At 59.8% G+C, this 19,297-nt stretch carries 19 protein-coding genes; 8 read left to right on the top strand and 11 right to left on the bottom strand.

Annotation, left to right across the window (positions count from 1 at the left end):
* Window positions 1-34 precede the first annotated feature (34 nt).
* Window positions 35-349 carry a BON domain-containing protein gene (locus tag AC07OO_RS07520; protein WP_495081427.1) on the top strand — a complete coding sequence of 105 codons (315 nt, stop codon included), beginning with the start codon at window positions 35-37 and terminating at the stop codon, window positions 347-349.
* 63 nt (window positions 350-412) lie between these two features.
* Here AC07OO_RS07520 and AC07OO_RS07515 read toward each other — a convergent pair whose 3' ends face one another.
* The 4 genes from AC07OO_RS07515 to AC07OO_RS07500 are packed head-to-tail and all read right to left on the bottom strand — an operon-like array spanning window position 413 to window position 3,861.
* On the bottom strand, window positions 413-1,048 hold the full coding sequence (locus AC07OO_RS07515) for an ABC-type transport auxiliary lipoprotein family protein (RefSeq protein WP_495081426.1): 636 nt from the start codon (window positions 1,046-1,048) through the stop codon (window positions 413-415).
* Window positions 1,045-1,902 carry an MlaD family protein gene (locus AC07OO_RS07510; protein WP_495081425.1) on the bottom strand — a complete coding sequence of 286 codons (858 nt, stop codon included), beginning with the start codon at window positions 1,900-1,902 and terminating at the stop codon, window positions 1,045-1,047. The genes AC07OO_RS07515 and AC07OO_RS07510 overlap by 4 nt, the downstream gene beginning before the upstream one ends.
* Entirely contained in the window at window positions 1,887-2,720 is an 834-nt protein-coding gene (locus AC07OO_RS07505) for an ABC transporter ATP-binding protein (RefSeq protein ID WP_495081424.1), read from the bottom strand. The genes AC07OO_RS07510 and AC07OO_RS07505 overlap by 16 nt, the downstream gene beginning before the upstream one ends.
* A gap of 1 nt (window position 2,721) precedes the next feature.
* Entirely contained in the window at window positions 2,722-3,861 is a 1,140-nt protein-coding gene (locus tag AC07OO_RS07500) for an ABC transporter permease (protein WP_495081423.1), read from the bottom strand.
* A gap of 128 nt (window positions 3,862-3,989) precedes the next feature.
* Between AC07OO_RS07500 and AC07OO_RS07495 the strand changes: the two genes are divergently transcribed.
* Complete coding sequence (locus tag AC07OO_RS07495; protein WP_495081422.1) at window positions 3,990-4,568, top strand: BON domain-containing protein; 579 nt, start codon at window positions 3,990-3,992, stop codon at window positions 4,566-4,568.
* Window positions 4,569-4,620: 52 nt separating this feature from the next.
* On the opposite strand, the gene AC07OO_RS07490 is transcribed toward AC07OO_RS07495, so the two are convergent.
* The 3 genes from AC07OO_RS07490 to AC07OO_RS07480 form a co-directional block, all read right to left on the bottom strand.
* Window positions 4,621-5,346, bottom strand: a complete 726-nt coding sequence (locus AC07OO_RS07490) for a Crp/Fnr family transcriptional regulator (RefSeq protein ID WP_495081421.1) — start codon at window positions 5,344-5,346, stop codon at window positions 4,621-4,623.
* Between the two features lie 25 nt (window positions 5,347-5,371).
* A complete protein-coding gene (locus AC07OO_RS07485) occupies window positions 5,372-6,193 on the bottom strand; it encodes a response regulator (protein ID WP_495081420.1) in 822 nt (273 codons plus the stop codon).
* Window positions 6,194-6,283: 90 nt separating this feature from the next.
* Window positions 6,284-9,376, bottom strand: coding sequence for a PAS domain S-box protein (locus AC07OO_RS07480; protein ID WP_495081419.1), 3,093 nt, complete (start codon window positions 9,374-9,376; stop codon window positions 6,284-6,286).
* 428 nt (window positions 9,377-9,804) lie between these two features.
* Between AC07OO_RS07480 and AC07OO_RS07475 the strand changes: the two genes are divergently transcribed.
* Window positions 9,805-10,023 (top strand): YMGG-like glycine zipper-containing protein, encoded by a 219-nt coding sequence (locus AC07OO_RS07475; RefSeq protein ID WP_495081418.1) that lies wholly within the window; start codon window positions 9,805-9,807, stop codon window positions 10,021-10,023.
* 45 nt (window positions 10,024-10,068) lie between these two features.
* On the opposite strand, the gene AC07OO_RS07470 is transcribed toward AC07OO_RS07475, so the two are convergent.
* Complete coding sequence (locus tag AC07OO_RS07470; RefSeq protein WP_495081417.1) at window positions 10,069-11,826, bottom strand: putative bifunctional diguanylate cyclase/phosphodiesterase; 1,758 nt, start codon at window positions 11,824-11,826, stop codon at window positions 10,069-10,071.
* A 201-nt stretch (window positions 11,827-12,027) separates the two neighbouring features.
* Between AC07OO_RS07470 and AC07OO_RS07465 the strand changes: the two genes are divergently transcribed.
* The 3 genes from AC07OO_RS07465 (at window position 12,028) to cls (ending at window position 15,365) form a co-directional block, all read left to right on the top strand.
* Window positions 12,028-12,594, top strand: coding sequence for a hypothetical protein (locus AC07OO_RS07465; RefSeq protein ID WP_495081416.1), 567 nt, complete (start codon window positions 12,028-12,030; stop codon window positions 12,592-12,594).
* 165 nt (window positions 12,595-12,759) lie between these two features.
* Window positions 12,760-13,878 (top strand): beta/gamma crystallin-related protein, encoded by a 1,119-nt coding sequence (locus AC07OO_RS07460; protein WP_495081415.1) that lies wholly within the window; start codon window positions 12,760-12,762, stop codon window positions 13,876-13,878.
* A gap of 113 nt (window positions 13,879-13,991) precedes the next feature.
* Window positions 13,992-15,365, top strand: a complete 1,374-nt coding sequence (gene cls / locus AC07OO_RS07455; protein ID WP_495081414.1) for a cardiolipin synthase — start codon at window positions 13,992-13,994, stop codon at window positions 15,363-15,365.
* A gap of 20 nt (window positions 15,366-15,385) precedes the next feature.
* On the opposite strand, the gene AC07OO_RS07450 is transcribed toward cls, so the two are convergent.
* Window positions 15,386-15,826: a hypothetical protein gene (locus AC07OO_RS07450; protein ID WP_495081413.1), complete on the bottom strand. Its 441-nt coding sequence runs from the start codon at window positions 15,824-15,826 to the stop codon at window positions 15,386-15,388.
* Window positions 15,827-15,965: 139 nt separating this feature from the next.
* Window positions 15,966-16,151, bottom strand: coding sequence for a CsbD family protein (locus tag AC07OO_RS07445; RefSeq protein ID WP_495081412.1), 186 nt, complete (start codon window positions 16,149-16,151; stop codon window positions 15,966-15,968).
* A 277-nt stretch (window positions 16,152-16,428) separates the two neighbouring features.
* On the opposite strand from AC07OO_RS07445, the gene AC07OO_RS07440 reads away from it, so the two are divergent.
* On the top strand, window positions 16,429-16,635 hold the full coding sequence (locus AC07OO_RS07440) for a CsbD family protein (RefSeq protein ID WP_495081411.1): 207 nt from the start codon (window positions 16,429-16,431) through the stop codon (window positions 16,633-16,635).
* Here AC07OO_RS07440 and AC07OO_RS07435 read toward each other — a convergent pair.
* Window positions 16,622-17,566, bottom strand: a complete 945-nt coding sequence (locus AC07OO_RS07435) for a LysR family transcriptional regulator (protein ID WP_495081410.1) — start codon at window positions 17,564-17,566, stop codon at window positions 16,622-16,624. The two genes, AC07OO_RS07440 and AC07OO_RS07435, sit on opposite strands and share 14 nt — an antisense overlap.
* A 116-nt stretch (window positions 17,567-17,682) precedes the next feature.
* Here AC07OO_RS07435 and AC07OO_RS07430 point away from each other — a divergent pair, with 116 nt between their 5' ends.
* Window positions 17,683-19,287 carry a GMC family oxidoreductase gene (locus AC07OO_RS07430; protein WP_495081791.1) on the top strand — a complete coding sequence of 535 codons (1,605 nt, stop codon included), beginning with the start codon at window positions 17,683-17,685 and terminating at the stop codon, window positions 19,285-19,287.
* The last annotated feature ends 10 nt before the right edge of the window (window positions 19,288-19,297 follow it).

Genomic DNA, 19,297 nt, shown 5'->3' with positions numbered 1-19,297 from the left:
ATTCTTTGTATTAACTATTTATTGGAGATTCGTCATGCAAATCCGTCACACACTTGCTATCGCTATTTCAGCCGTCGCCTTGCTCAGCGCCACCGGTTGCGCGGTCCAGCGCGGCCAGGAAACCGTGGGTGCCTATGTCGACGACGCCGGCATCACGACGATGGTCAAGACCCGCTTCATAGAAAACAAACAGGTAGATGCCGCGTCGATCAAGGTCGAAACCTTGAATGGCACCGTCATGCTGTCCGGCTTTGCCAAAAATGTCGCTGAGCGCAATACTGCGGAATCCATTGCCCGGGGTGTCAAGGGTGTGGTCGCCGTGCGCAACGAGGTTGCTGTCCGTCCCTGAACACAACGAACTGAGCCCCAGGCTTCGTGGAGGAGCACTGGGGCTCTTTATTTGTACGTTGAATTAGGGTGCTCTTTGCGCCAGGAACTGTGCGAGTTCTTCCAGCACGGCTTGCATCGCCCGATTCGCCGCCGCGACGCCCGCACGTGGGTCGTCACTGCTGGCCGTGACTTGGCTGTCCAGCGTACGCCAGGCCAATACCTTTCGCGTCTTCTCGTCCACCAAGTAGACCCGCAATGTGAATTGCACGCTGCTTGGCTGGGTTTGAAAATTCTGCTGCAACCGGACGATTTCGCTGTCCAGGCGCAGGTCGCCACCGGCGGAGCCCGGGGTCATTACCACGGCCCGGAACGCGGCTGTTTGCTCGATGGAAGCCACCATCAGGGGGCCAAGCATGCGGGCCGGTGCGTCGATCCACTCGCTGTGCGAAAAGTACTCCAGCTTGTGCGGCTCGCGCACATAGATGATGCGCTGGCTGTCGAAGCCGGATGCCGCTCGCACCGGGCTGATGATCAAGGTAGGGGCGTTGAGGGGCGCCGCCCGCGAAGCGTCGGATGACCCAATGGGCCGTCCATACTCCAGCGCATAGAAGCTCGATGGTGTGCTGGCCTTGGGCTGCAACACGCTGCAGGCGCTCAGCACGAAGATCGCCGTGCAGGTCGCCAGCCGGCGTGCACAGCAGGTAGTCGTATTGTTCATGGTTTGGCTTCCTGTTCTCCGGGACCGTTGGGCACCGGTGTGCGACCGAACAAAAGACCACTGGGGTCGCGCGTGGTTTGCTCGCTCAGGCGGCGCAGCGAGTTGCTGAGACTGCCGAGCTCTCCCAAGAGGTGCTCAATTTCGGGTAAGGTTTCGGTGCCCAAACGCTTGACGCCTGCGCCCAATCCATCGGCAGCTCTTGAGGCGCTGGCACCGGCCTTGGACAGGTCGTCGCCCATCTTCTCAACAGCGTCCGCGCTGCGGCCCACACGGTCCATCAGCGGGCCTAGCCTGGCGGTTGCCTGCACGGTGTTGCTCAGGATGCTCTTGAATGCGGCCTGGTTGTCCGGGCTGAGAATGGAATTGATGTTATTGGAGGTGCTGTCCAGCTTGCCCAGTACGTTGGTCAGTACATTTTCCAATCGCGCGCTGAGAGAAGGCTTGGTTCGGATGACGGGGTAGGGGTTGGGGGCGACGGCGCGTAGCGGCGGCGAGTTGATCGCTCCGCCGCTGAGCTCCACATAGGTGATGCCTGTCAGGCCCTGCGTTTTCAGGACCGCGATGGTGTCTTCCTTGACTGGGGTGCCACGCTCTATGGCAAAGGACAGCACCACACGTTCGGGGTTGGCGCGGTCCAGGTCTATGCGCCGCACCTTGCCTACTTCCACGCCGTTGTATTTGACCGGTGCGTTCAAGTTGAGGCCTGCGACGGATTCATTCTCTATGGCCCAGAAAATGTCGTAGTCCTTCTGCCAGGCCCCACCCGATGCCAGCCACAACGCTGCACCAATCAACACCGCACCCAGTACCAGCACGAAGGCCCCTACGATGGAGAAATTCACTTTGGTTTCCATGGCGTCTCCTGGGGTGTTGTTGCCGGTAGTGCCTGCTGCTGTTGCTGCGCACCGCGCCCGCGCGGGCCGTCAAAGAATGCCCGTACCCAAGGGTTGTCGCCAATGGAAAGTTCTTGCATGGAGCCGGTTGCCTGTACCGTGCCGTCACCCAGCACAGCGATGCGATCCGCTACCTGCCACAACAGATCCAGGTCGTGCGTGATCATGACGACGGTCAGGCCGTAAAGGTCGCGTAGCGTGCGCACCAGGTCGTCCACACCGGCGGCGCTGCTGGGGTCCAGCCCCGCAGTGGGTTCATCCAGAAACAGCAGTTCGGGGTCCAGGGCCAAAGCCCTGGCCAGCGACGCACGCTTCATCATGCCGCCGCTGAGCTCGGAGGGGTATTGGGCAGCCACCTCGGGCCGCAGTCCCGCCATGGACAGCTTCCAGTGCGCAATTTCATCAATCAAGCTGTTGCCCAGATCGGTGTGTTCGCGCAGTGGCAGGCCTATGTTCTCCAGAACCGTCAAGGAGCCAAACAGGCCTCCATGCTGGAACATCACACCCCAGCGCTGGCGCAAAGCCAGGGCCGCGGCATCGTCTATGTCTCTCAAGGGAACGCCCAGTATGCGGATCGTGCCCTGCGTGGGCGTTTGCAACAGAATCATTTCACGCAGCAACGTGGATTTGCCGGAGCCACTGCCGCCGATCACCGCAAAGATCTCGGACCGACGCACCTTCAGGTCGACACCCTTGTGCACCACATGGTCGCCAAATCGGGTAACCACCTGGTCCATCTCTATGACCGTTTCATCGTTTGTCGTGTCGGCGGATTGCATGTCACAGGTCCAGGATGCTGAAGGCAATGGAGAACAAAGCGTCCGCCACAATCACCAGAAAGATGGACTGAACCACGCTGCGCGTGGTCTGCTGCCCCACACTGTCGGCACCACCACGGGTGCGAAAACCCTGGAAGCAGCCCACCAGGCTGATGATGATGGCAAATATGGGTGCCTTGGCAATACCCACCATGTAAGAGGTGACGCTGACGGCTTTGGCCATGCGGTCCATGAACTCGGCGTAGCCCACATCGAGCTGGGTGCGCGCCATGACCATGCCACCCGCCACCCCCAGCACATCGGCAAACACTGTCAGCAAGGGCAGGGCAATGACCAGCGCAATGAGCTTTGGCACGACCAGGAGCTCCAGCGGTGCGATGCCCAGCGTGCGCATGGCATCTATTTCTTCGGTGACCGACATCGTTCCGATCTGAGCTGCAAAGGCCGAACCCGATCGGCCGGCGAGGATGATGGCTGTGATCAGCGGTGCGAACTCGCGCAACATGGACAGGCCCACCAAATCTGCAACAAAGATGTTGGCGCCATACTGGCGAAGTTGGTCGGCCCCCTGGTAGGCCACCACAATCCCCAGCAGCAGAGACAGCATGCCGACGATCGGCAGCGCATCAAAGCCTGCCCTGCGGATGTTGAACAGAATAGGGCGCCACCGCATGCGCCCGGGGTGGACGATGCAGGTGGCAAAGGCTTGGGCGCTTTGTCCCACGAAGCTCAACATTGCGAGCAGCTGTTCCCAAGCCTCCCCGGCCCTGCGGCCAACGCGCTCCAGTACCTGCGGCGTGTGAGGCTGTGGCGGGGCGGCGTATTCACGGGCATGCTGTTCTTCGTGCTGGCCTACCACCTGTAGCAACTGGGTGTGGTCTGGATGGAGGCCTTGCAATGTGATCGGGTTACCCTGGCTGCGCATGCGGGTCAGCAGCTTGTGCAGCACCCATGCGCCGGCTGTGTCCAGCCTGCGGATGTCACTCGCATCGACTTGCAACACAGAGCCTGACCCACTTTCCAAAGTATCTAGCTGGGCCGGGATGCTGCGCAACCCGCGCGCGGTCCACGCGCCACCCAGTGTCAGCGCCTGGGGGGCCGACAGTCGGGCGCTGGCACAGGGTTCGCTGCGGTGTTGCATAGGTGGAATCGAGCTTAGGTTGCAACGACGGTCCTGTTTGTTCGCAAGCGAACAGAAAACCGCGGCGAATCGGCGCAAGCTTGGCGGTACCGTCACACATCCGTGGCTGAATCCTTTGGAGTTGCCCTATGAAAACCCGTATGGAAACCTTGTTGCTGAGCACCGCGTGGGTCGGCTTTCTGGCCATTGCGGCGGTGGCCTGCAGCAAGCCGGTGGACAGCAGTGGTCTGCCGATAGCCAGTACAACCGTTGGCACCGATATTGACGACAGCGTCATCACCAGCAGCGTAAAGTCTGCATTGCTGGCGGATGCCGACATCAAGAGCTTTGATTTCAAGGTGGAAACCCGCAAGGGTGAAGTATTGCTGAGCGGCTTTGTGGACAACCAGGCGCAGGTTGATCGTGCAACAGCCGCGGTGCGTGCGGTCGCCGGTGTCAGGGCCATTCAGAACAACGTCGTTCTGAAAGGCAAGCCCACCACGGTCGGCAAGAAAGTAGATGCCGGCATCATCACCAGCAAGGTCAAGGCCGCGCTGCTGGGTGATCCCAGTGTGAAGAGTTTTGACATTGCCGTTGTCACGCGGGACGATGAAGTGCTGCTCACCGGGTTTGTCGACAACCAGGCCCAGGTAGACCGCGCCATGGAAGTTACGCGTGGCATTGAAGGCGTGCGCCTGGTGCGCAACGAAATGAGCATCAAGAAGTAGTGCCGGAATGCCGCACCCGAGTGCGGCATCGTCCCACAAGCGGCCCTGCGGACTATGGGTTGCGCTGGTGCACGTCGCTGAGCAGGCGATCCAACTCTTTCTTGACCACGCCATAGCACTCGCAGACACTGGTTTCCAGACCCTGGCGTTCCAGGACTGCGATGTGACCACGCCGGTAGCGTATGTAACCGGCATTCTGCAAATTGCCCGCGGCCTCGGTCACACTTTCCCGGCGCACGCCCAGCATGCTGGCTACCAGTTCCTGCGTCATCACCAGCTCCCGCGCTGGTACACGGTCTATGGTCAGCAGGAGCCAGCGGCATAGCTGCTGTTCCACGGAATGGTGCCGGTTGCACACGGCAGACTGCGCCATTTGCGTCATCAAGGCCTGGGTATAGCGCAGCAGCAGGCGTTGCAAGGCGCCGGCGCGGTTGAATTCGCTCTGCAACAAATGGCGGTCCAGCCGATAGGCATGCCCGGCCGTTTGCACCACCGCTGAACTGGGCGTAGTGTCGCCACCCATAAAAAGGGAGATACCGACCACCCCCTCGTTGCCCACACCGGCGGTTTCGGCCGACGCGCCGGTCTCGGTTACATAGTGCAGGGACACGATGGAGGTAGTGGGGAAGAAGGCATGGCGCAGTTGTGTACCGGGCTCATACAGCATCTGGCCCAATGCCATGGGTACCAGTTCCAGATGGGCGGCGAAGAGCTCGAGGTCCGATTGCGGCAGGGCTGCCAGCAAATGGTTTTGGCGCGGGCGGTGGAGTGCAGTCATACATGGCATACCTGTGTGTGTCATTTCAGGCTCCGGTCACGATTTCCACGCCGATGCCACGGTAGCCCAGAAAGCGACTGCTGCGGCTGAACATGGGTTCACCACTGACGCGGTACTGCTGGGGTGTGCCGTCCGCATGGTGGCGGTGGACGATGAAGTCCAAGAAGGGTTGGCGTGCCGCTATAGCGGCACGCAGCGCCTCTCGGTCGGACGCATCCCAACCGGTTGTCTCTCTCTCCGTTGAAGTCCCATTGGCGGTATCGTTCTGCATGCCCAGCATGGCCAGCACCGGACCCGAAATCTTGGTGAAGTTGCCATACTCGTCCTGCTCCCAGTACCAGTCGGATGCCAGCTCGGTCAGGCTGCGGTAGCGCGCTTCGCTTTCCAGCAGCTCGGCCGTGCGTTCCTGGACCGTCAGTTCCAACACTTTGTTGAAGTCGGCCAATCTCTTGTACAGCAGACGCACCTCCAGCATGTTGTGGATGCGGGTCTTGACCTCGACCAGATCGAAAGGCTTGCTGACAAAGTCTTTGGCACCTGCCTGCAATGCGCGCAACTTGTGGCCGGGTTGTGCGGTCAGCACGATGACTGGCAGGTAGGGGTCTGCCGTGCTGGCTTTCAGACCCTCCATGACCTGGAAGCCATCCATCACCGGCATCTGCAGATCCAACAGAATCAGGTCGTAGGCATTCTTGCCGTGCAGTACACAAACCTCTTCGGGTCGCATCGTGCTGGTCACATCGGTGTACCCCTGCGCCTGCAGCAATTGCTCCAGCAGCTGCACGTTGGACTCTTGATCGTCAACGATCAAAATTCTGGCGCCAAGGATGTCGTCTGGATTGATCATGATTTTTCCTTACACACGTTTCAAATCTAAGCAGCAGCGTGCACTACAAAAATAGCAGCAATACACGTAGCTTTTAAGAGGGCTACAGGCCTAATTGCCAATAGCCACTTGGTTGGGGTCGGGCTGCGCCAGTTCAAGGCCCTGGTCCAACGCCTGCATGAACTCGGCAATCTTGATGGGCTTGGTCAGGTAGCGGAAGAAGCCGGCCTCCAGGCCCTTTTCAACGTCGCGTGGCATGGCGTTGGCACTGAGCGCCAGCACGGGTATGTGGGTGGTCAAAGGGTCATCGTGTAGCAGACCTAGCGCTTGCAGGCCGCTGATGCCAGGCAGGTTGATGTCCATCAGGATCAGGTCCGGCAGATGGGTACGGGCCATGGCGATGCCCCGTACACCGTCTTCGGCGCGCAGCAGGCGCATGTCCGTCCGGCGGGCAATCAGCTGTGCCACCAGTTCCATATTGGCTTCGTTGTCTTCCACGTAGAGCAGGGTACGCACGGCGCCGTCGGCCTGCGCCGAGGAGGGGTTCAGGGCCAGTTCCTCTTCGGCGTCCAGTTCCAGTGAATGGGGGGCTGCCAGGTTCAGCTCAATCCAGAAGTCGCTGCCGACACCCACGGTGCTGTGCGCGCCTATGCTGCCGTTCATCAGTTCGACCAGCCGCTTGCTGACCACCAGGCCAATGCCCGTGCCTTCTTCGTCGCTGTCTTCCTGACCCAGGCGGTTGAAGGGTTGGAACAACTGGGTCAGCTTTTTGGAAGAGAGGCCTTCGCCGGTGTCTCGCACGCTGATGTGCATGCGCGTCTTGCCGGCAGGGCGGAAGGTGACGTCCACCGACCCCGCCGTGCGGTTGTACTTAATGGCATTGGTCAGCAGATTCACAAAGACCTGTTTCACCCGGGTGCGGTCTGCCTCCACGTAGCACGGTGCCTTGAAGTTGGGAAAGCGCATCTGGATGCCGCGCTGGTTGGCCTGGGGCTCCATCATGGTTTGGCAATCGCGCAGCACTTCCTGCAGCGAAACAGGCTCCATGGACATGGATAGCTTGCCGGATTCGATCAAGGCCAGGTCCAAAATCTCGTTGATCAACTCCAGCAGGTACCAGCCCGCCTTCAGTATCTGCTCGATACTGCCCCGCTGCGTGGCCGTCGGCGGTGGTACGCCAGAATCCATGAGCTGGGCAAAGCCCAGAATGGCATTGAGTGGTGAGCGCAGTTCGTGGCTCATGCTGGACAGGAATTCGGACTTGGCCAGGTTGGCCTTGTCCGCCGTGGAGCGAGCGGCTTCCAACTCCAGATTCTTCACTTGCAGTGCCCGGTCAAGCTGGGCACGCTCTGTCTCGGCCAGCTTGCGTGCGGTGTTGTCGGTACCAATCAAGAGGTAGCCAATGATGGTGGCGTCTTCACTGCGCAGTGCCGATACCGACACCACGACCGGAAGGCGGGTTCCATTCTTGCGGATGTAGGTCAGCTCATATATGTCTTCCATGCCACGCGAGGCCTTGAAGGCCAGAGCCTCAAACCCAGGGGCAATGTCGGTTTCCAGTTCTGCGGACAAGGAATAGGCCCGCGCCACGACTTCCTTGGGGTCCGATATGTCGGCGGGGGTGACCTGGTTGACCAGCTCTGCCGCGGTATAGCCCAGCATGCGCTCCGCGCCCACATTGAAAATCTGGATGACGCCCTGGGCATCGGTGGCAATGCAGGAGAAGTTGGCGCTGCTGAAGATGGCGCTCTGCAGGGCCCCGGCCTCACGCAGTGCCTCTTCTGCTTGCTTGCGGGTGCTGATGTCGCGCAGGATGCCCGTGAAGTAGCGCTGGCCACCGAGCGTCATTTCACTAACCGTGATCTCCAGAGGGAAAAGACTTCCGTCTTTGCGAAAGCCCATGACCTCGCGACCCAGGCCTACGGCACGTGCCGCATCGCTGACACCATAGTGCTCCAGTGCCACATTGTGTTGTTCTTGGTCCAGCTCGGGTATCAAGAAGCCGAACGCCTTGCCCTTGAGTTCGGTGGCTGCGTAGCCAAACATGTGCTCGATGGCCGGGTTGGCCGATTCGATGGCTCCGCCCAGGGCGTGCAGCGTCACAATGCCGTCGCCTACTGTGTTGAGGATGGTTTGCACCCGGGCCGCGCTATCGCGCAGGGTTTGCTGGGCGGCGTACTCCGCGGTCACATTGCGAAACACCAATACGGCGCCCACCACTTCGCCATCCAGATCGCGCACCGGGGCGCAGCTGTCGGCAATGTCAAATTCGCGGCCATCGCGCGCGATCAGCACGGTGTGATTGGCCAGACCTTGGACGATACCCTGCTCCAGGACGCGCGCAACCGGAATGGTGGCAATGTGGCGGTCGCCCTTGTTGACGATGTGGAACACCTCGGTCACTGGCCGTCCATGTGCCTGTGCCTGTGTCCAACCTGTCATATCCTGGGCCACAGGGTTGAGCAAAGTCACACGGGCTTGCGCATCGGTGGCTATGACCGCATCGCCAATGGAGTTGAGCGTGACTGTCAACTTTTGTGTACTGTCCTGCAGGGCGTGGTTGCTGGTCTGTAGCAGGGCGTTGCTTTTCAGTTGTTCTTCCAGCAAGCCCCTTGTTTTCTCATGGACCAGATTTTTCAGGCGCTGCTGGGCTGCACGATAGCTTGAATAGGCAAAGTACAGCGACAGCAGCAGCGCTAGCAAACCGATGGCCAAGATGCCAGCCAGCAAGCGACGCATATTCATGTCAAATTGCGCATTGTTCTGTGACTGGATGTCGGCCTCGGCGTGGACGATGCCGCGCAGTTTGCGGCGTATTGCCTCCATCAACTGCCTCCCCTCATCACTGCTGATCATGGCAGCGGCGCCCACTGTGTCACGGCTGCTTCGCAGGGCAATGGTTTGGTCCATTTCTGCCAACTTGGTGTCTAGCAGGCGTGCAATGGCCTCTACATGCTGCAGCTGTGTGGGTTTGCCGCTGGCAAGTTGGCGCAATACAGCCAACTGGGCTTTGATGGTGTCACGTGCACCGAGGTAGGGGTCAAGGTAGGTGTGGCCACCGGTTAGCGCGTACCCACGTTGGCCGGCTTCGGCCACTGCCAAGGCCGACAGCAGTTCGTCAGCGGCGGTCGTGGTCACCAGGGAGTCTTGGCGATGCTTGGACGCCTGCTCGATTTGTGTGTACGACCAGTACGTGAATACCATGCCAGCGGCTACGAGCAGGAGTACGGCTGCGAGCCAAACTGTTGTTTTATGGGTGGTTTTCAAAAAGACGTACTTTCGCGTTGGGCGTTTGCTCGGACCCTTATACGCGCATCCTGTGGCTTGCAAGTTTTAGCTTCTGCCAGCGCGCGGTGGATGGCAGTGCGCCTAGCGTAGCGAAAGGCCGGAAGTGGCTCTGTTCGGTAGCACACTTAGGTCAGCTCGTTTATGAGAAATACGGCTGTATCCCACGTGTAATTGGTACTTTGCGCTACAAAATATATAGCACTCCGCAAAAAAGCGTTTGCCTGGGTACGCCGACGCACAGAGGTGGTGCGCTCAATTCATAACAATGGAATTTCATCTGCGGACGCATGCCTTGTGCTCCGCGGTTTGTTGTAGTCCTTCTTGTTTGGAGTTTCATCATGAACATGAGCAATAGATTTTCTGCAGTCTTGCCCCCTGTGCTGCTGGCATCGGTCTTGGGGCTGAGTGCTTGCGCCGGCATGAACGCGCAAGAGCGTGGCACCGCGACCGGAGCTGTTCTGGGCGGTGCTACCGGGGCCGTGATGGGTGGCGGAGCGGCCGGCACAGCTGCTGGCGCGGTGGTTGGTGGCGTCATTGGTCACGAAGTGAGCAAGCCAAAGTAAAAATCGAAGCCACTCCCCGAGCGAGGTACCCGCACCGTCCTTTTGCTACAGGGCTCTGCGGGCATACCGCTCAAAGCTGGCAAGCGGCAAGGGCTTGCTGAAGAAAAATCCCTGGTAGGCGTGGCAGCCTGCAGCGGTAAGGAAGTCGCGCTGGGCTTCAATCTCTACGCCCTCCGCAATGACATTCAGGCCCAGGCTTTGGGCCAGGGCGATGATGGTCTTGGCAATGGACGCATCATGGTGGTCGCTCAAGATGTCTCGCACAAACGACCGGTCAATCTTCAGTTCGTCCAACGGCAGGCGCTTGAGGTAGGACAGTGACGAATAGCCGGTGCCAAAGTCGTCCAGCGAGAAACACACGCCCTTGGCCTTGAGCATGAATATCTTCTCGACCACCGAAGGTACATTGTCGATCAGCACGCCCTCTGTCAGCTCCAGCTTGAGTCGCTGGGCATTAGCGCCGGAGTGCTCCAGCGCTGCCAGCACTTGACTGACGAAATCGGCCCTGCGGAACTGCTGGGCACTGATGTTGACCGCCAGTGTCAGGTGCTGGGTTTTGGGTTGATCTGCCCAGAGCGCCAATTGCGCACAGGCCGCCTGCAGAGCCCAGTGGCCCAGCAGTGTGATTAGCCCGGTCTCTTCGGCCAAGGGGATGAAGTCGGCAGGCGGTATCTGGCCGCGGACGGGGTGCAACCACCGCACCAGCACTTCAGCGCCCACGGCGCGTCCGTCTCCCACAACTTGCGGCTGAAAGTGCAAGACAAATTGGTTCTCCGCAATCGCGTGGCTCAGCTCCTCCTCCAAGGCGGCGCGCTCCAGGATGGCGGTCTGCATGGCAGGATCAAAGAACTGCAGGCCATTGCGGCCCATCTCTTTGGCCTTGTACATGGCCAGATCGGCTTGCTTCAACAGCTCTTCCATGGACTCCTTGGTTCCAAGGAACAGGGTGGCGCCTATGCTGGCCGAGCAGCGGTGCTCTGTTTCCCCCAGGTGGTAGGCTTGACCGAGGGTGGCCAGAATCTTCTCGCCGATCTCCTGGGCCTGGTTCGCAGCCTCGCGGAGGTGGGCATTCAGGCTGGCCAGTACCACCACAAATTCGTCCCCACCCAGGCGGGCAACGGTATCCCCCTCGCGCACGCATTCGGTCAGCCGTTGTGCCACCTGTTGCAGCAGCAGATCGCCCATGTCATGGCCCAGCGTATCGTTGAGGGCCTTGAAGTGGTCAAGGTCCAGGAACATGACCGCGCCATAGCTGGCACTGCGCGCGCCTACGATCATGGCTTGCTGCAGGCGGTCCACAAGCAGGGTTCGGTTGGGCAATTGGGTCAACGGGTCGAAGAAGGCCAGTGCGTTGATTTTTTCGTCGGCCCGTTTGCGGGCACTGATGTCCCGTATATTGCACTGGATGACCGTAGTGCCAGCACAGTCGTAGGTATTGCTGATGAACTCCACCGCAACCTTTCGCCCCGACTTCTTGCGCAGCGGCAGGTCTTCGTAGCGGACAAAGCCTTTGGCTTGCAGCTCCAAGAACTTTTCCTGGCTCTGGGCGATATCGGCAAAGGCACCGACCTCCCATATCTTCTTACCCATCAACTCCGCGTGCCTGTAGCCCAATAGTTCGGTCAAAAAGGGGTTGGCGTCTTCTATTTCGGCGGTGTTGGCATTGAGTAGCAGGATGCCATCGCGGGCGGTCTCGAACAGCCTGCGGTAGCGCATTTCGGAGGCGCTCAGTGCCTTGGTCGCGGCGTTGCGCCGAGCATTTGGCGTGCCCGCAGGTGTCTTTGCTGTGGTGTTATCTGGCATGGGATCGGCTTGGAGCGCTCGGCGTTGTACGGGCAGAACCATACTCTGTGGCGCCAGTCCTTTCGCAACAATAAGGGGCGCATCGCCGCGTGTCGGTGCGGTGACGAACCCATGGCGGAAGCCCCTTCTGTGTGCCATGCCGAACAGACCAGGGACGGGCTGCCGACTACCGTGTGCACAAACACCAAGAGGAGCACGCAAATGATGTTGAAATCTGCCTATCTGCTAGTCTTGGTTGCTATGGCGAGCGGGTGCTCCTCTATGCTGCCGGTCAGCCATTCCGATGCATCCGCATTCCAGAGTTATGAGGAGGCCCGTAGCGCGGTGGCGGCCCTCGTTCCCATGCAGAGCACCAAAGCCACGCTGGAGAAAAACGGCCTGGACTTCGCGAAGCAACCCAATGCCAAGATACTGACCCACTCGGACATCGTGCGTTTGTTGGTGCCGTCTGGCATCTTGAAGCGGGAGGATCTGGAGCCGGGTATCGTCGCTTGCCTGGAGGCGCGTGATGCCTGCAATGGTCTGGACATTACGGCCTCGAAGATCCAAAAGAAAAGGACAGGTGGATTCTTTGCTGACTTCATCAACTACCGGCAACGCACCGAAACCACCGGCTGGCGGTTCAACGCGTTGATTTTGTATGTCAACGACACGGTGGTCTACCGCTCCTGGGGCGGTCAGCCCCGGGTGGACGAGTTGGATGTCACCACCAGGCCGTTGGGGCCCTTCCAGGACTTGGGCCCGTCCATGGTGTCCACAGCGCGGTAACTCGCCAAGCGCGTAGGAAGTATAGGAAGGCAAGCATGCCCTACTGTGCGCTATCCCACATAGAGCTCGAAGGACCCATAAACAGGGGCTTGTGTTCGTCACCGAACGGACGGGCAATGGGCGCGTGCGTAGGCTCGGGTTTATCGACAACAACAGGAGCCTTCGATGAAATCCATTTATAGACTGACCGCAACAGCTGTAGCGGCGCTGATTGCCAGCCAGGCGTTCGCGGAAGTGACTTTCTTTGAGCGCGAAAATTTCCAAGGGCGTTCATTTACAAGCGACAGGCAGATCGGCAATCTGCAGCGCTTTGGCTTCAATGACCGTGCATCTTCCGTCATTGTTGGAGGTGATCGCGACGCCCGTTGGGAGGTCTGTGAGGATGCCCGCTTCGGTGGCCGCTGCATGATCCTGCGACCCGGACATTACCCATCCTTGGGTGCCATGGGATTGAACGACCGCGTCTCGTCGGTCAAACCGGTGGATCGCGATGGGCGTGACATTGCCGATCGACTGGCCCCCGCACCGTTGCCTTCACAGGTCACCTTCTATGAAGGTGAAAATTTCCAGGGTCGCACTTTCTCGGCCGACCGACCGGTGGAGGACTTTTCGCGCACGGGCTTCAATGACCGTGCTTCTTCCGTCATCGTCCTGGGTCAACGTTGGGAGGTTTGCGAGAACAGCCGTTTCAATGGACAGTGCATGGTGCTGAACCCGGGGCGTTACCCGTCCCTGGCAGCGATGGGCATGAATGACCGCATTTCTTCCGTGCGCGCGCTGGACTGGAACATGCGCGTCGAGGACCGTCGCTATGCCCCCGCACCCGTGCCCGTCTATGACAATCGCCGGCGTGATGAGGAGCGCATCTTTGATGCCAATGTCACATCAGTACGTGCTGTGGTGGGACCACCTGAGCAGCGCTGCTGGGTAGAGCGCGAGGAAGTGGCGGCAACCCGCGGTGAACCCAATGTGGGTGGAGCGGTTTTGGGGGCGCTGGTCGGCGGCATTCTTGGCCACCAGGTCGGTGGTGGAACTGGCAAGGACATTGCCACGGTAGGGGGTGCAGTGGCTGGAGCTGCTGTCGGTGCCAACGTGGGGCGCAACAACTCCGGTACACCCGCCACGACGCGCGATGTGCAAAAGTGTGCCACACGCCCCAGTGGCGGGGCCCCAGCGTTTTGGGATGTGTCTTACAACTTCCGCGGCATAGAGCATCGCGTTCAGATGACATCCCCTCCCGGGGCGACGATTCCCGTCAATGCCCAAGGCGAGCCTCGTAGCTAGTCCGCCTACTGCGTGAAAGCAAAGGCGCTTGGGTGATGCGGTGTTTTGCCGCGAGGTGTCCGCATCCAACGATTGGGCAGGCCATGACAACACGTCGGTGCACATCCACGATCATGCGACCCTGGCGCCTGGCCGGCGTGGTCGCGCTGTGCCTGCTCTTTTCTGCGTGCGCCACCTTGCCGGACGTGAGCTATCTCAAGGACGTGGTGCCGACCGCCAATGGCCCCACGGTCACCAACTCCCAGGGTACGCTGAGCCAGAAGGCTGGCAATGCGCTGCTGGTCAAGCGCTGGAAGAATTCCTTTGCCGACGCCAAGGCTTTGGCCTCGCTCGAGGAGTTGGCGACCGGGAAGCCACTCATTGCAGGCAACAAGGTGACATTGCTCTACGACGGCCCCCAGACCATGGCGTCGATGATGCAGGCCATAGTGGCCGCGAGAGACCACATCAATCTGGAGACCTACATATTCGACCAGGATGAGATTGGGCTGCAGTTTGCGGATCTGCTCATGGCGAGACAACGCAGCGGCGTGCAAGTCCATGTCATCTATGACGCGGTTGGCACGATTGGCACGCCCCAGGCTTTTTTTGACAAGATGCGCGAAGCCGGTATCCGCCTGGTGGCGTTCAATCCGGTCAACCCGCTAAAGCGCGTCGGTCCCTGGTCGCCGAATAACCGCGACCATAGAAAGCTCCTGGTGGTGGACGGGCAGGTGGCGTTTACGGGTGGCGTCAATATCAGCAGCGCCTACGCCAACAGCTCTCTATTTCGCTCCAAGTCCAGCAGCGCAGAGAAGGAGGTCGGGTGGCGCGATACCCACATACGCATTGAAGGCCCCGCAGTAGCAGCCCTGCAATGGGAGTTCTTGAACAACTGGGCCAATCAGTCGGCACCGGAATTGAGCGACAGCAATTTCTTTCCGCCACTGGGCAACGCCGGCAACAAGCTGGTTCGCGTACTGGCCAGTTCACCCGGAAAGGACCATGATATTTACGCGTCCTATATTTTGGCGATCGACACGGCAGTGAAATCGGTGCACATCACCTGCGCCTATTTCGTTCCCGATGTGCAGGTGTTGCGGGCCTTGACCAACGCCGCACGCCGAGGGGTAGATGTCAAGATTGTCTTGCCGAGCGTCACGGACAGTGGCTTGGTGTTCCATGCCGGACGCTCGTTCTATACCGAGATGCTCAAGAGCGGGATACGGGTCTATGAGTTGCAAATCTCCGTGTTGCATGCCAAGACGGCAGTGATTGATCGGTTGTGGTCCACAGTGGGCTCCACCAATATCGATACACGCAGTTTTCTACACAACTATGAACTCAACGCCGTGGTCGTGGACGATGAATTTTCCCAGGCCTTGGAGTCCGCATTTGAAGAGGATTTGCGCTACTCTGTGGAAGTGATAGCTGAGCGCTGGGCACAACGTCCACTCTCGGATCGCTTGAAAGAATGGGCCGCGCGCACTATGGAATACTGGCTGTAAGCGGTAGGGCTGTGGACGGCCTAGCGCACAGGGCTTGGCGTGTCTGGCCTGGGTGCATTCGGTGCAGTTTGGTCGATCAAGTCCTGGATCATGAAGCGGCCATAGTGCTGTGCAGAGACAGCCCGGTGCAGACGTGCCGCGTCGGCCACTTGCGCCAACTGCTCTTCTTGTGGAGCGTGTACGACAAGAAAGCTGCAGCCGCTTTCCGCCAGTGCAAGATGGGTATCCACCAATTCGAGTTCGTAGCCGAATGCCGCCAAGGCGCTGGCCGCGTGGCGCTCAGAGCGGGCCAGCTGCGCCATCTCCTGTGGGGCATAGGTGACCAGAGCTTCTTCAGCAAACCCGCACCCTGCGAGTGTGGCCGCGGCGGCATTCAAGTCTGTAGCGGACTTGAATGCCATGACCGTATGGTCAATGGGCTTGAACACCCCAAATGATTCCGGCGGATTGGCTTTGTCCATGGGGTTCTCCTGTCTTTTGAAATTCGGCGCAATACACGGTTGCTGTTGTGGTTGGAGGCCGGGCCTGATACCGCCACATGCATGCCTGCACGTGACGGTTCTTGGTTTGCATGGAGGCCCACGGACCTAGAAAGACTTGTTAGCGCTTGTTCACTGCATTCTTCACGGCTTCCTTGGCATCGCCCAAGCTTTTTTGTGCCTTTCCCACGACCTGGTTCTTCAGGCCCTTGGCTTGCATCTCCTTGCTACCGGTCAGTTTGCCGGCTTCCGTCTGCACTTTGCCCGCGGCATTTTTGATCGCGCCTTTGGCTTGGTCTGTGTTCATGGTCCATATCCTTAAGAGTGTTGAAAAGAGTACAAAAATGTGCGCCTTCCGACTACACACAAAGCCAGCTTAGGGATGTGTCGAGCATTCATCTGTGCGCCTGCAGACACAGGTGCAGCAGTCTGGGTCATCCGCCACGGAATCTTCGTGCCTGGCGTTCAGCGCAATGCGTGCGCCAGCGCACTGATGTCACAAGTGGTATTCCATACCATGGGTTTGTAGGTCAGAGATTGGCTCACAGTTGTTCCACACCATTCGATTTTTAAGGAATCACACCATGAACAAAGACCAAGTCAAGGGCACTGCCAAGAATATTGCCGGCAAAGTGCAGGAGGAAGCCGGCAAGCTGGTTGGGAGTACCTCGCAACAGCTCAAGGGCTTGCAAAAGCAGGAGGAAGGCAAAGTAGAAAAACGCGCGGGCGATGTCAAGGAATTGGTCAAGAGCGCCAAGGAATTGGCCGCCGACGTCATTAAAAATCCGTAAGTTGCAAAGCTACTCGCTTCGATGGCCTGGGTTGCTGTAGCCCCAGCAGCGCCAGGAAGTCCACAGCGTACTGTGCCATCGGCGAGTAGCTGCGCCCTTTGAGTGATACGGCCCCCATGTCGGAGTACTGAATGGGAAGATCGGAAGTCACCAGGCGCACCAACCTGCCGGAGGCTACTTCTTCAAGTGCCCCGGCGTCGGCGCAGGCCAGCACCGTGTCTGTGCCCATAGCAACGCTTTTGAGCAGATTCAGATCGTCGCATTCAATAGACAGAGGCAGGCGCACGCCTTGCGGCAGTCCCATCAGGGGCGCCAATAGAAACAGAATCTTGTCCGGTATGCGCACACTGGCCAATCCATATGGCAGCAGGGCTCGCCCTTTGACCGATGGCGTGGCCAGCAGAGGGTGGCCTTGGCGAACGTAAAAGCTGGCGGATAGCTGGCCAATGCGCCGTATGGTGAAGTCAGAACTCTCTGGAATATTGCGCAGGTCAGCCACATAAAAATCCAACTCCTCGGCGCGCAAATGCTCGGCCAGGTAGTTGGCATTGTTCACTTCTACCCGCGCATTGACGCCGGGAAAGCGCTTGCGCATGTCCGTCAGCAGTGCCGGCACCATCGTGGCGGCGGGGTAAGGCCCCACGCCGATGGCGATGTCACCGATCAGACGTTCGCGGTACAGGCTCACGTCGCGCTCCAGGCAGCGGCTGTCAAAGACCAGCTTGCGGGCGCGCTCCACGACAAAGGCGCCGGCATCCGTGCAATGCACTTCGGTGGAGCCGCGGTCAAACAACTGCAGGCCCAGCTCTTCTTCGGCGGCCTGGATGCTGCGGCTGAAGGCTGGTTGGCTCAGGTGGCACTGCAGCGCCGCGCGGCCAAAATTGCGGGTGTCGGCCAGGGCAACCAGGTGCTTGAGTCGTCGAATTTCCATACGGGCTTCCCCAAAACTCCAATGCAACCACTGCATGGATTTTCTCAATCGAATGCATTGGACGGATTTTAGTGGCGATTCCACAATCGCGCTTCCTACAAGAAGCGGAGATCTGGATGGACGTCATGGAGTTTGACTATGTGGTGGTGGGCGCTGGCTCTGCGGGCTGCGTGGTGGCCGCGCGCCTCAGCGAAGACCCCCGCGTATCGGTATGCCTGCTGGAAGCGGGGGGGCCGGACAGCAGCGTACTGGTCCACGCGCCGGCTGGCGTGGTGGCCATGGTGCCCACCAAGATCAATAACTATGGCTACGAAACCGTACCCCAGCCCGGCTTGAATGGCCGCAAGGGCTACCAGCCACGCGGCAAGACGCTGGGCGGCTCCAGCTCCATCAATGCCATGCTCTATGTGCGTGGCAACCGGTGGGACTATGACCATTGGGCGAGCCTCGGAAACCCCGGGTGGGCCTACGACGAGGTCTTGCCGCTGTTCAAACGCGCGGAGAACAATGAGCAGATGAACGATGCCTTCCATGGCCAGGGCGGTCCGCTCAATGTGACCTACCCGCGTTACGACAGTCCCTTGAGTCAGATGTTTCTGGATGCGTCGGCGCAAAACGGCATTCCCCTGAACCCGGACTACAACGGCGCCAACCAGGAAGGCGCCTTTTTGTACCAGGTGACCCATAAGAATGGCGAGCGCTGCAGCGCGGCCAAGGGCTATCTGACCCCCAACTTGAACCGCCCCAACCTCAAGGTCGTCACCCATGCCGTGACGGCCAAAATTGACGTGCAGGGCCGGCGCGCCACGGGTGTGCAGTTCTACCAGGGCAAGCAATTGCAGACGGTGCGCGCGCGCCGCGAGGTGGTGCTGTCGGCGGGTGCCTTTGGTTCACCGCAGGTGCTGATGCTCTCAGGCATCGGGGCTGCCGCCGAGCTGCGCACTGCCGGTATTGCCACCGTGCACGATCTGCCGGGCGTAGGCAAGAACCTGCAGGACCATATCGATTACGTGCAGAGCTGGCGCGTACCCAGCGACACCGCGTCCTTTGGTGTCTCGCTACGCGGAACCGGCAAGGTCATGGGTGCGATAGGCGAATGGCGCAAGCAGCGCAGCGGCATGGTCACCAGCACCATTGCATCGGCTGGCGCATTCTTCAAATCCACACCTGCTGCCGATGTGCCGGACTTGCAGTTGGTGTTTGTGCTTGCGCTGGTGGACGACCACGCGCGCAAGCCGCACCTGGGCCATGGCATTTCCTGCCATGTGGATGTGCTGCGCCCCTACAGCCGAGGCACCGTGGGCCTGGCCAGTGCTGACCCGCGAGTAGCGCCGGTCATAGACCCCTGCTTTCTGTCGGATGAGCGCGATCTGCAACTACTGGTCGCTGGTGGCCAGATGCAGCAGCGCATCATGGAGTCCAGTGCCTTCGACGCCGTGCGCGGCAAAATGTTGTACCCGGTGCGGGCGGACGATGCCAAGGCCATGGCGGCGGACATCCGCAACCGCGCCGATACCCAGTACCACCCGGTAGGCACTTGCAAGATGGGGCCGGACACGGACCCCATGGCGGTGGTCGATGCGCAGCTGCGCGTCAAGGGCATAGCCGGCCTGCGGGTGGCGGATGCATCCATCATGCCCACACTGATTGGCGGCAACACCAATGCGCCATCCATCATGATTGGCGAAAAGGCGGCAGACCTGATTCGCGCCACGCACTGAACCTATAAAA

The organism is Rhodoferax sp. GW821-FHT07G04 (genome assembly GCF_059418585.1).
This window is presented reverse-complemented; position numbering and strand designations above follow the sequence as displayed.

Bases quoted from the DNA above. Each gene is read 5' to 3' on its own strand.
- cls (WP_495081414.1), top strand. From the start codon at position 13,992: ATGCGACCCTGGCGCCTGGCCGGCGTGGTCGCGCTGTGCCTGCTCTTT.
- AC07OO_RS07465 (WP_495081416.1), top strand. From the start codon at position 12,028: ATGATGTTGAAATCTGCCTATCTGCTAGTCTTGGTTGCTATGGCGAGC.
- AC07OO_RS07450 (WP_495081413.1), bottom strand. From the start codon at position 15,826: ATGGACAAAGCCAATCCGCCGGAATCATTTGGGGTGTTCAAGCCCATT.
- AC07OO_RS07490 (WP_495081421.1), bottom strand. From the start codon at position 5,346: ATGACTGCACTCCACCGCCCGCGCCAAAACCATTTGCTGGCAGCCCTG.
- AC07OO_RS07510 (WP_495081425.1), bottom strand. From the start codon at position 1,902: ATGGAAACCAAAGTGAATTTCTCCATCGTAGGGGCCTTCGTGCTGGTA.
- AC07OO_RS07475 (WP_495081418.1), top strand. From the start codon at position 9,805: ATGAGCAATAGATTTTCTGCAGTCTTGCCCCCTGTGCTGCTGGCATCG.
- AC07OO_RS07500 (WP_495081423.1), bottom strand. From the start codon at position 3,861: ATGCAACACCGCAGCGAACCCTGTGCCAGCGCCCGACTGTCGGCCCCC.
- AC07OO_RS07440 (WP_495081411.1), top strand. From the start codon at position 16,429: ATGAACAAAGACCAAGTCAAGGGCACTGCCAAGAATATTGCCGGCAAA.
- AC07OO_RS07460 (WP_495081415.1), top strand. From the start codon at position 12,760: ATGAAATCCATTTATAGACTGACCGCAACAGCTGTAGCGGCGCTGATT.
- AC07OO_RS07495 (WP_495081422.1), top strand. From the start codon at position 3,990: ATGAAAACCCGTATGGAAACCTTGTTGCTGAGCACCGCGTGGGTCGGC.
- AC07OO_RS07445 (WP_495081412.1), bottom strand. From the start codon at position 16,151: ATGAACACAGACCAAGCCAAAGGCGCGATCAAAAATGCCGCGGGCAAA.
- AC07OO_RS07485 (WP_495081420.1), bottom strand. From the start codon at position 6,193: ATGATCAATCCAGACGACATCCTTGGCGCCAGAATTTTGATCGTTGAC.
- AC07OO_RS07520 (WP_495081427.1), top strand. From the start codon at position 35: ATGCAAATCCGTCACACACTTGCTATCGCTATTTCAGCCGTCGCCTTG.
- AC07OO_RS07430 (WP_495081791.1), top strand. From the start codon at position 17,683: ATGGACGTCATGGAGTTTGACTATGTGGTGGTGGGCGCTGGCTCTGCG.
- AC07OO_RS07470 (WP_495081417.1), bottom strand. From the start codon at position 11,826: ATGCCAGATAACACCACAGCAAAGACACCTGCGGGCACGCCAAATGCT.
- AC07OO_RS07435 (WP_495081410.1), bottom strand. From the start codon at position 17,566: ATGGAAATTCGACGACTCAAGCACCTGGTTGCCCTGGCCGACACCCGC.
- AC07OO_RS07515 (WP_495081426.1), bottom strand. From the start codon at position 1,048: ATGAACAATACGACTACCTGCTGTGCACGCCGGCTGGCGACCTGCACG.
- AC07OO_RS07505 (WP_495081424.1), bottom strand. From the start codon at position 2,720: ATGCAATCCGCCGACACGACAAACGATGAAACGGTCATAGAGATGGAC.
- AC07OO_RS07480 (WP_495081419.1), bottom strand. From the start codon at position 9,376: ATGGTATTCACGTACTGGTCGTACACACAAATCGAGCAGGCGTCCAAG.